This is a genomic window from Litorivivens sp. (assembly GCF_041625495.1).
GTDB lineage: Bacteria > Pseudomonadota > Gammaproteobacteria > Pseudomonadales > Spongiibacteraceae > Litorivivens.
The window spans coordinates 1-9,204 of sequence record NZ_JBFJTH010000149.1 but is presented as its reverse complement, the minus strand read 5'-3'; the positions used below and the strand labels follow the sequence as shown (position 1 = coordinate 9,204).

The following is a 9,204-nucleotide window of genomic DNA, read 5'->3' as shown; positions in this document are numbered from 1 at the left end:
TGCAAGGTGAAATGAAAATAGGGCGATTCGTAAAGCCCGAAGAAATTGCTGCCCCTGCCAATTTTGGCGCCTCAGAGGAAGGGGCGTATATTACCAATCACTCATATCCGACAGGTCATTCCCACGGCGTGGTTCAGATGATGCAGTTAGCGTAGGCGAGCGTGCGCTCGCTTAGCAGCCAATTGTCGCGATCTTGGCGATACAATAACGCAGTATTCATTTCCCGCGTCTTTATTTTCTTATCTCTTTAAACGCGCATCCGCTCCAGGTAGGCGCTTTTCACATCAGCGCTTTCTCCCGTGGCCGTCATTTCGACGGATTCGCCGCTAAAAGCGCGTGTCGGTAAGTCAAACAGTGACATTTTGCAGCTGTTTTCCGCAACAGAAACGGCGCTACTGTAGACAGGCGTTTTGGAAAAACACTGGAGGCGTGTCGTGAGAACAGCAGCGAAAAAAGTGATGATTCTAGGCGGCGGTAAAATTGGTAGTGTGATTGCCCGTTTGCTCTCTGCTACGCCTGACTACCAGGTAACGCTAGGTGATGCCAATGCACTGGCCTTGCAAAAGTTCGAGCGCGCCAGTGGTATTCCAACCCGGCACTTGGATTGCACTGATGTTGCCGACCTGCGCCGGTGTTTACGCAGTCACTTCGCAGTGATTAGCGCTCTGCCTTATCACCTAACCGCCAGTGTTGGCCATGTGGCGGCGGAGCTGGGGGTTCATTATTTTGACCTTACCGAAGATGTTGCCAGCACCCGAAGCATCAAGGCTCTGGCCGAAACGGCGAGCAGCGTACTGATGCCGCAATGCGGTCTTGCGCCGGGATTTATCTCCATTGTGGCCCATGATCTTGCCAAGGGGTTTGATTCACTCGATGCCGTCGAACTGCGCGTGGGAGCCTTGCCGCAATTTCCGTCCAATGCGTTGAAATACAATCTCACCTGGAGCACGGAAGGATTGATTAACGAATACTGCCGCCCTTGCGAAGCGCTTGTTAATGGCGAGCTAACCGAAGTACCACCGCTTGAACAACTAGAACATTTTTCACTGGACGGTGTTGAGTATGAGGCGTTTAACACCTCGGGCGGGTTGGGTACCTTGTGCGAAACCCTTGCTGGCAAGGTCAACAGTCTTAATTACCGTTCAATTCGTTATCCCGGCCACCGCGACTTAATGAAATTGTTGTTGGAAGATTTGAAGCTTGCCGACCGACAGCATTTGTTGAAGGAGCTTTTCGAACATGCTTTACCGGCCACCCAGCAAGATGTGATTGTCGTATTTGCCACGGTGAAAGGCTGGAAGCTGGGGCGTTACTTGCAGGAGAGCTACGCCAATAAGATTTACGCGCGCGAATATGCAGGGCAGTGGCTCAGTGGAATTCAGCTTACTACCGCGTCCGGGGTCTGTGCCGTGGTGGATATGGTGGCCAATGGCCAGCTACCTGACAAAGGGTTCGTTCGCCAAGAGCAGGTGAGCTTGCAAGATTTTCTGGATAATCGCTTTGGGCGTAATTTTATGAACACGCGAAGTGGCTCTACACCAGATCAACACAGTGAGGTGGCGTAATGAGTACTCGGGTAGCACAAGTAGCTGGATTGGATGGGGCTGCAAGGCTCGATGTTTATTCTCCTATTGACGGTAGCTTACTTGGGTGTGTTGAACAGGATACGGCGGCGTCTGTTGAACACAAAGTAGCGCAGGCTCAACGTGCCTTCTACCAATGGCGATGTGTTCCGGCGCCCCAGCGCGGGGAGCTTGTGCGGCGTCTGGGCGAAGCCCTTCGTCTACACAAATCAGAGCTTGCTGAGTTGGTCACCAGAGAGTGCGGCAAAATTTACCAGGAAGGTTTGGGCGAAGTTCAGGAAATGATCGATATCTGCGACTTTGCGGTGGGCTTGTCGCGCCAGCTGTACGGCTTGACCATTGCTTCGGAGCGCCCTGAGCATCATATGCAGGAACGCTGGCAGCCAATGGGTGTAGTGGGTGTTATTACCGCGTTTAATTTTCCGGTAGCGGTATGGGCATGGAATACAGCAATTGCTTTGGTCTGTGGCAATGCGGTGGTCTGGAAGCCTTCGGAAAAAACACCCTTAACCGCAAAGTATTGTCTCAATCTATTTGAGCAGGTAGCTCAAGGTGTTGAATCCGGCGTGCCCAACGGGCTGGTTAGTGTTGTCTATGGTGGCGCATTGGCTGGTGAGCACCTTGTCGACGACAAACGCGTGGCGTTAGTCAGTGCCACCGGTAGCACTGCGATGGGGCGCATTGTGGCCCAGCGCGTTGCAGCTCGGTTTGGACGAAGCCTGTTAGAACTCGGTGGGAATAATGCGCTCATTGTCGCGCCCACTGCCGACCTTGATATGGCCCTGCGAGCTACTGTGTTTGGTGCGGTGGGCACCGCCGGACAACGCTGTACGACAACGCGTCGTTTACTGATACATGAGCAGGTATATGCGCAGTTTGTCGAAAAACTGAAATCGGTATTTAGCGCTATTCCGGTCGGCAATCCGCTGTCGGCAGAAACGTTGGTAGGCCCATTGATAGATGGCGACGCCTACAAAGCGATGCAGAGTAGTCTGGTTGCCGCGCGCAGTGCCGGTGCCCGGGTGTTAGGCGGAGAGCGGGTGTATCTGGAGTTTGATAACGCCTGGTACGTTACGCCGGCGTTGGTTGAGGTAACCCAGCAACACGACTTCATGCTGACTGAAACTTTTGCGCCGATACTGTACGCGATGCCTTACCGCGAGTTCGATCAGGCGATTGCTTTGCAAAACGCGGTGCCGCAGGGATTGTCGTCAGCTTTATTCAGCAATGACGTGCGTGAGACCGAGCATTTTCTGTCAGCCGTGGGCAGTGACTGCGGAATCGCCAATATCAATATCGGTACCAGTGGGGCCGAGATTGGCGGTGCCTTTGGCGGTGAAAAGGAAACGGGGGGTGGCCGGGAGTCGGGGTCCGATGCCTGGAAGGCCTATATGCGGCGTATGACCTCGACCATTAACTATTCCCGCGAGCTGCCGTTAGCTCAGGGTATCCATTTTGATATCGACGCCATTCTCGATGGCAGCGTTCATTAGCGTGAGTAATACACAGAGGAGTCAAGAACATGCTCTCTAACTGTAACGCCATGCTTTGCGCGTGCTTGGGTGAGCGCGATGCTAACAATCTGATGGCGATGGTTGAGCATCCTGCGTTTTCGGATGACGCGGCTTGTCAGCGCGGGGAAATTGCCCATAGCTTGAACCTGCTGCTGCTGGCCGATTTGCTAGAGCGGGTTCCTCTAGCGGCGATGTATGTAGCGGAGCGGTGTGCTGCGGGTGAGCGCTTGTTCCTTGATCACGGTGCGGTGCGCTCTATTGTGGGTGCCGCAGTCGGTCTCCCCGCGGGTCGCCGACATTTTGCGCGCCTGCTGGAACCGCTGGGCTATTACCAGAATTCGGTGTACCCCTTAAAACGACTTAAGATGACGGGCTACTCCTATACCCATCGGGATTATCCCGAGGAGATTGGGCAGTTCTTTGTCAGCGAGCTTGATATCTGCCAGTTTGATGGCACTTTCCAGGCAGCGGCGCACGCTGTATTTGACAGCGCGTGTGACCCCTTGTCTGAGGGCTCGCGGCAATTACTCAACAAGCTGTCAGTGAATAACAGCCTCACGTTATCGGAAGCGCAGCGCTTGCTGCCGCAGCTGATGGCCTGCTTTCGTCGCCTTCACGCGTTGCCCGGCAGAACGCATTACGAAACACTCAAAATGTATTCTGCGGAGGCCGCCTGGATTGCCACAGAAGGTAGTGCCTACAACCATGTGACCGATCGTATTGACAGTGTTGACGCGTTTTCTGACTTGGCACATAAGCGGGGTCTCCCAATCAAAGAAAAGGTGGAAGTCTCGGCGCAGGGCAGTGTGCGCCAGACCGCGTTTCGCGCAGCCAATGTCATGCGACCGCTGCTGAATGACGATGGGCTGGCCGAATTGGTACCGGTTCCGGGCGCATTTTTCGAATTTATCTCCAGAGACCGACTTGCAGACGGCTCTCTGGATCTCCGGTTTGACGCCAGTAATGCTCAGGGTATCTTTAAAATGACGGATTCTGCGGCCTAACGCTCCTGCTTCTAAAGTTACTGCGTCTAAAGTGGCTTCCCTTAAAGTGAACCGTGTAGTCAAGGTTGTAGAGCGGGCAGCCCATCATCCGTGGTCGCGGCTCTTGCGCCGCTAACGCGCTAATAGTCCCCTGTCAGACAGCAGTTACAGGTAACCCGTTGCCACCCCCAAAAAAACGCCAGATGCGGTTATTCATTCCGTTACCATTGCGTCTCTGCTCGAGCAGGTGTTTAATTTTCTCTGTCGCGTCGCTGTGTTGGTCGTTTCGGGCATCCATGTCGAAATGCCGGTGACTCTGGCTGTTGGGGGCTCAGGGGTGATTAATGGACGAAATCGATAGACGCATGATTGCATTACTGCAGAAAAATGCCCGCGAGTCGCTAGCGGAATTGTCGCGACAACTTGGCGTTTCCCGCTCCACGCTGAAAGACCGTCTGAAGCGGCTAGAGCAAAAAGGCATCATTGAAGGCTACAGTCTCACCCTTAATCGGGAATTCAAAGGACGACGCATTCGCGCCCATATAATGATCACCATCGAGCCAAGTCGCTACAGTGCGATTGTGGGTGAGCTGGAGGCGATGCCCGGTTTCCAGAGCCTATATGCGGTTAGCGGTGAATACGATTTAATAGGCATACTGGAAACCGATAGCAACGAAGAGATGGATTGCCTGATTGACGGTATTGGGTCTGTTAGTGGTGTACAGGCCACGCGATCGTTTATTGTTTTCTCTACCAAGTTTGAAAAATTCTGAAGTGGGCGGCCTTCGCGTCAGGTGGCGGGTACGCGCGTGTGCGTAGTCGACGTAGCGCCTCAACAGGTTTCTGTCATAGCCATTCCCGCATAACAATGATAGGAAAACGGGTTTAATGTTTAAGTTGTCAGTTTTGAATCTTGTGCATTTCACGCTATGGCTGCGCCCATTTTTGTGGGGTGGAGTATTGTTGTTGGGCAGCCCGTCAACGGTTGCCAATGAGCTGCCTAGTGCGCGGTTTTACGGGCAGTTTGATGTGGGGGCGCGCTATAGCAAAACGGGAGGTGATGGCGGGTGGCATGTGGACAGTCGCGGCTCGTATATCGGTGTAGCGGGTGATTTCAAACACTCTGAGGACGTGTCGGTTATCTATCAGTTGGAATATGAGGTAGATCTGGATGGCGACAGCAATGACACCTTTGTGCGCAACGACAGTTTTCTGGGGGTGCAATCTCATTTGGGGACGCTGAGGGCCGGTGTCATGGAAACGCCACTGCGTCATTTGGCAAACGCGGTAGATCTTTTCTCGGATACCTTAGGTGATCCGTCTGAACTCTGGAATGGTGATATTCGCACCAGTGACACGTTGTACTACCAAACACCTGTGTCTTCACTGATACGTGCAGAGGTGGCGCTGGTGGCCTCTGAGAACGGCGATACCGCAGCAGGAGAGGAACGTCGTGATGGTTATTCGGCAGCGCTGTGGCTAGAGCGCGACGGTGCAGGTATCGCCGTAGCTGCAGAGCGACACATTGAAGCCAACGATTTGTCGCGACAGCGCATTGCAGCACACTGGACTGCCGGTGTTGTGCGACTCGGTGCTGCAGTTGAGCGAGAATCGCGTCCGGCTCAATCGTCGGCGCTGGCTAAGATTGCCAGCGTTGCGCTTGATATGGGGCAATGGTTAGTGAAAACCCAATACGGGAAATCTGATATCCAACAGCGCAGTGAGTATCTTGGCAGTATTGGCGTAGATTTCTTGCTGCAAGAGAGGCTGACTGTCTATACCAATCTGCATCGGCATCAGGCTTCTACGGTTGCTGATTTCGTGAGTTTGGAAGCCGGTGTTCGCTTCGCCTTATAGCATTTTGGAGCGATGTAAAAGGCGTTGCAGGGCGGCAACAGTGTGTGTCGCGTGTGCACGTCACTCGCGGTTAAGTATGCGTGTTAACAATGAAGCAGCGCACAAACCGGTTTTTTAGCAGCGTTCTTCGCTTTCTAACGATTTCACCTGAACCTAGTATCGACGCTGATAGTGGCGGCGACCTTCGATAACAACCTGTAAACACCGTTTACAACGATAACTCAACAAACCAGCTTTTCCCCGTGTGAAAACCTGAACCCGATACAGCGCGCAGGCGTTGTATCGAGCTGTCATTTGTTGGAACGACGGTCACTTGCCAGGCAGTAATTATTTACGGTGGATGATCCCTTTAATGTTTAAAGCCCTTTTTCGAACCTCTTTTTTATTAGCCTTAATTCTTCTGACTGTATTCCATGTTCAAGCAGAACAGCTCACTGAGCTACGTCAAAATCGTGTGGAGATGGTGGGCGCCGGCCCCGCCGGTCCAACCAATAAGACTTATTATTCAGTGCGTGCCTATGGCAGCGGCGCCCATGATGCCATACACGACCTTAGTGCTTCCCAGCAGGGCAGTGGTTACCGCATATTTTCTGCGTATATGAAAGATACCGGTGCGCGTTGGGTTTACTTAGCTACGCGGTTGCGTAGTGGGGAAATTCGTCGAACTTACTTTGATCTAGTGACTGGGGGCGTCGGTGCGCGAGCTCCAGGCCATGAAGTGGGTTTCAGTGCGCAGGGGGGCGGCTGGTATCGCGCCTCACTCGGGTTTGATGTGAGCAACGTGACCACGGTGTATGTGGGTATTGCGCAGACTAATGGTGTGCCGTTCTTTACCGCAAACCATGGCACTGATCGAATTTATCTGTCGGATGTGCGTTACGAGTCACCGGCGGCTCCGCCTGAGGCGGCGCGTGCGGCACCGTCCGCACCGAATGCAGCGGCCACTCGCGGGCTTTGGGTGTGGAAGGCGGACACGGTGCTCAACAGCCAGCGTCGCCAAGAGTTGTTTACCTTTGCCGCCAATCGAGAGCTCAATGCACTGTATGTCGACGCGCGTACCCCGGTGCTGCACAATCAGGGAGCTCTGGCTGAATTTATTCGCATGGCAAAGGCACGCGGTATAGCGGTGGAGTTAGTGTTTGGTAAACCAGAATGGGCGCTGTACTACAATCATCACGAGGTGCTTACACTGGTTGATCAAGCTGTTGAGTTCACCCGTCGCTACCCGGATGCGAGACCAAATGCCGTACACTTCGATATTGAAGCGCACCTGATTCATCAGTGGCAGGGTGACCGCAACAGTGTGGCAAATCAACTGATTGACCTCTACCAGGAAGCAGACCGTCGATTGGCGGCGGTTTCTATGCCGCTGGTTGTCGATATGCCGGTCTGGTATGACATCCACATGGTGCCCCGCTATGGACAGTCGCGTCCCCTGCATGAATGGATTATAGATGCGACAGACGGCGTCGCATTAATGGACTATCGCGATACCGAAGCCCGAATTTTGGCAGATGCAGATACTGAGCTGCGCTATGCAAACGCTACGGGGAAATCCATGGTTGTCGGGGTGGAAACCATGTGTATCGAGCCTGCAAGTATCACATTCTGCCAAGAAGGTGACGGCTTCATGCAGAGTGTGTTGCGAAGCGTGAATGCTCGGTTGCGTGGGCAATATTCCGCATACCGCGGCGTTGCGATTCATCACTATGAAGACTATCGTCGACTCAGACCCTGACTTGGAGTGAGCAATGGAAGCGCTGCAAGAACGATCAGCTATGTGCCCGTACTGCGGGCAACAGATCAGTCTCTTGCTGGATTGCATGCAGGTGGGCGACAGTTATGTGGAAGACTGCTCTGTCTGCTGCCAGCCAATTGTTGTGAGCCTGTATTCAGGAGAAGCTGGTGAACTGGAAGTTCAGTTGGTGGCCGAAAACGCGTGAAGCGTTAAAGCTGGTTGGTGGCTTTAACGCCACCAGTTCCCGTCAGAAGTGTTGAGCTGGTGGGGGCTTGCCTTGCAAGCGAGCGCAGGCAGCGCGTCCGGCTGGCGATGGCGTCGCTGCACTAAGGTAACGTCTGATTACCTCAGATACTGCACTCAGCGTGGTTTTCCCACAGCGCATGAAGAATATTGGCGCGCGTTAACAGGCCAATCAACTTGCCCTCAGCAACCACTGGGTAGGATTTAGGCTTTTCCTTTCCCATGCGCTGGGCAATATCAATGATGCTTTCGTTGGGGCCTACAGTGAGTACTTGGTGGCTCATGATGTCGTCTACTGAGCGCGACTCCTCGCAGTGATAGCTGCTGATCAGCATGGTGTGGATGCAGTCCTGCTCAGACAGAAAACCAACAACTTGTTTTTTTTCGTCAATCACGGGTAAGCCAAGCAGCCTGTGCTGAATCAGCTTTTCAACCGCAGCATCCAACGACTCGCCGCACTTTACCGAAGGCGGGTTATCGATCATCACATCTTTCACCAGTAATTGGGTCATGTTGCGAACTCCTGAACCTCTGTCTATGTAATTACTATACGCCAAAAGCAGGAAAACCGTTATGGAAAAATCCCGCTATTCCGGCGACTTGCGGTCAACTATTGGTGTTTGCGGCGGGGCGCCTGTCGGTTGCAACGCGTTGCCACGAATTCGCTAACGGTGCACATTTTGTCCAATTAAGTCAGGCGCTTGTACCACGGCTTGCGGCATAATGGCGCCCCTGAACATCAGGATCGAACGTTTGTATGAATTGGCTTTATATTGCGCTTTTTATCAATGTCATGCTTTTGGTTGTGTTGGCCTTAATAGTCTGGCGTCTTTACTCAGAGCTAGCGAGACTGCGCAGCAGTGCGTCTGAGCTACTCTCAGCGCACGATCTCCCAGCGGAACTCGGTGAGCAGGGGCCACGCACGCTGATAACGCTGGAAATTCTCAACCCATTAACGGTGGTTGCGCAGCGCTCCTGGGTTGGCGGCAAAGTCAGTACCTTGTCGCCCGGCTTGATGCGCCGCATCGTGTTGAACCAGACGCGCGATCAGTTAAAAGCAGGGCTAGAGGAAAACGGCATTGAAGTGGATGCCCGAATTGTTCGTGTGGGCTAGCACAGGTTTTATTCTGCTGGCGACATTGGCTCTGGCGGCCGCAGTCTGGCAGTTTCGCCGAGACCTGGAGGAAATGGGTGCCCGACTGGACAGTATCGCCAAAAGGCGGCTGGATCGCGCCGCGAGTGCACATAGCCTGGGGCGGCAAAAAGGGCAGTAATTCGCCAAGCCT

The 9,204-nt window shown here is 53.5% G+C and carries 9 protein-coding genes; 8 read left to right on the top strand and 1 reads right to left on the bottom strand.

What is annotated here, in order from left to right; genetic code table 11:
- Positions 1-458 precede the first annotated feature (458 nt).
- The 7 genes from ABYP39_RS14815 (at position 459) to ABYP39_RS14785 (ending at position 7,880) form a co-directional block, all read left to right on the top strand.
- Complete coding sequence (locus ABYP39_RS14815) at positions 459-1,565, top strand: saccharopine dehydrogenase family protein (RefSeq protein WP_372783289.1); 1,107 nt, start codon at positions 459-461, stop codon at positions 1,563-1,565.
- The gene (locus tag ABYP39_RS14810; RefSeq protein WP_372783287.1) at positions 1,565-3,076 is read left to right on the top strand and encodes an aldehyde dehydrogenase family protein; all 1,512 of its coding nucleotides are present in this window, start codon (positions 1,565-1,567) and stop codon (positions 3,074-3,076) included. The genes ABYP39_RS14815 and ABYP39_RS14810 overlap by 1 nt, the downstream gene beginning before the upstream one ends.
- Before the next feature lie 29 nt (positions 3,077-3,105).
- Positions 3,106-4,101, top strand: a complete 996-nt coding sequence (locus ABYP39_RS14805; RefSeq protein WP_372759486.1) for a 2-oxoadipate dioxygenase/decarboxylase family protein — start codon at positions 3,106-3,108, stop codon at positions 4,099-4,101.
- Positions 4,102-4,424: 323 nt separating this feature from the next.
- Positions 4,425-4,853, top strand: coding sequence for an Lrp/AsnC family transcriptional regulator (locus ABYP39_RS14800; protein ID WP_372783285.1), 429 nt, complete (start codon positions 4,425-4,427; stop codon positions 4,851-4,853).
- A 115-nt stretch (positions 4,854-4,968) separates the two neighbouring features.
- On the top strand, positions 4,969-5,937 hold the full coding sequence (locus ABYP39_RS14795) for a porin (RefSeq protein ID WP_372783283.1): 969 nt from the start codon (positions 4,969-4,971) through the stop codon (positions 5,935-5,937).
- A gap of 352 nt (positions 5,938-6,289) precedes the next feature.
- A complete protein-coding gene (locus ABYP39_RS14790; RefSeq protein WP_372748291.1) occupies positions 6,290-7,675 on the top strand; it encodes a hypothetical protein in 1,386 nt (461 codons plus the stop codon).
- A 13-nt stretch (positions 7,676-7,688) separates the two neighbouring features.
- The gene (locus ABYP39_RS14785; RefSeq protein ID WP_372748290.1) at positions 7,689-7,880 is read left to right on the top strand and encodes a CPXCG motif-containing cysteine-rich protein; all 192 of its coding nucleotides are present in this window, start codon (positions 7,689-7,691) and stop codon (positions 7,878-7,880) included.
- Between the two features lie 142 nt (positions 7,881-8,022).
- Here ABYP39_RS14785 and ABYP39_RS14780 read toward each other — a convergent pair whose 3' ends face one another.
- Positions 8,023-8,430 carry a CBS domain-containing protein gene (locus ABYP39_RS14780; protein WP_372748289.1) on the bottom strand — a complete coding sequence of 136 codons (408 nt, stop codon included), beginning with the start codon at positions 8,428-8,430 and terminating at the stop codon, positions 8,023-8,025.
- A gap of 245 nt (positions 8,431-8,675) precedes the next feature.
- Here ABYP39_RS14780 and ABYP39_RS14775 point away from each other — a divergent pair, with 245 nt between their 5' ends.
- On the top strand, positions 8,676-9,032 hold the full coding sequence (locus ABYP39_RS14775; RefSeq protein WP_372748288.1) for a hypothetical protein: 357 nt from the start codon (positions 8,676-8,678) through the stop codon (positions 9,030-9,032).
- Positions 9,033-9,204 lie beyond the last annotated feature (172 nt).

Coding starts and splice junctions, on each gene's coding strand:
- ABYP39_RS14815 (WP_372783289.1), top strand. CDS start 459: ATGATTCTAGGCGGCGGTAAAATTGGTAGTGTGATTGCCCGTTTGCTC.
- ABYP39_RS14810 (WP_372783287.1), top strand. CDS start 1,565: ATGAGTACTCGGGTAGCACAAGTAGCTGGATTGGATGGGGCTGCAAGG.
- ABYP39_RS14805 (WP_372759486.1), top strand. CDS start 3,106: ATGCTCTCTAACTGTAACGCCATGCTTTGCGCGTGCTTGGGTGAGCGC.
- ABYP39_RS14800 (WP_372783285.1), top strand. CDS start 4,425: ATGGACGAAATCGATAGACGCATGATTGCATTACTGCAGAAAAATGCC.
- ABYP39_RS14795 (WP_372783283.1), top strand. CDS start 4,969: ATGTTTAAGTTGTCAGTTTTGAATCTTGTGCATTTCACGCTATGGCTG.
- ABYP39_RS14790 (WP_372748291.1), top strand. CDS start 6,290: ATGTTTAAAGCCCTTTTTCGAACCTCTTTTTTATTAGCCTTAATTCTT.
- ABYP39_RS14785 (WP_372748290.1), top strand. CDS start 7,689: ATGGAAGCGCTGCAAGAACGATCAGCTATGTGCCCGTACTGCGGGCAA.
- ABYP39_RS14780 (WP_372748289.1), bottom strand. CDS start 8,430: ATGACCCAATTACTGGTGAAAGATGTGATGATCGATAACCCGCCTTCG.
- ABYP39_RS14775 (WP_372748288.1), top strand. CDS start 8,676: ATGAATTGGCTTTATATTGCGCTTTTTATCAATGTCATGCTTTTGGTT.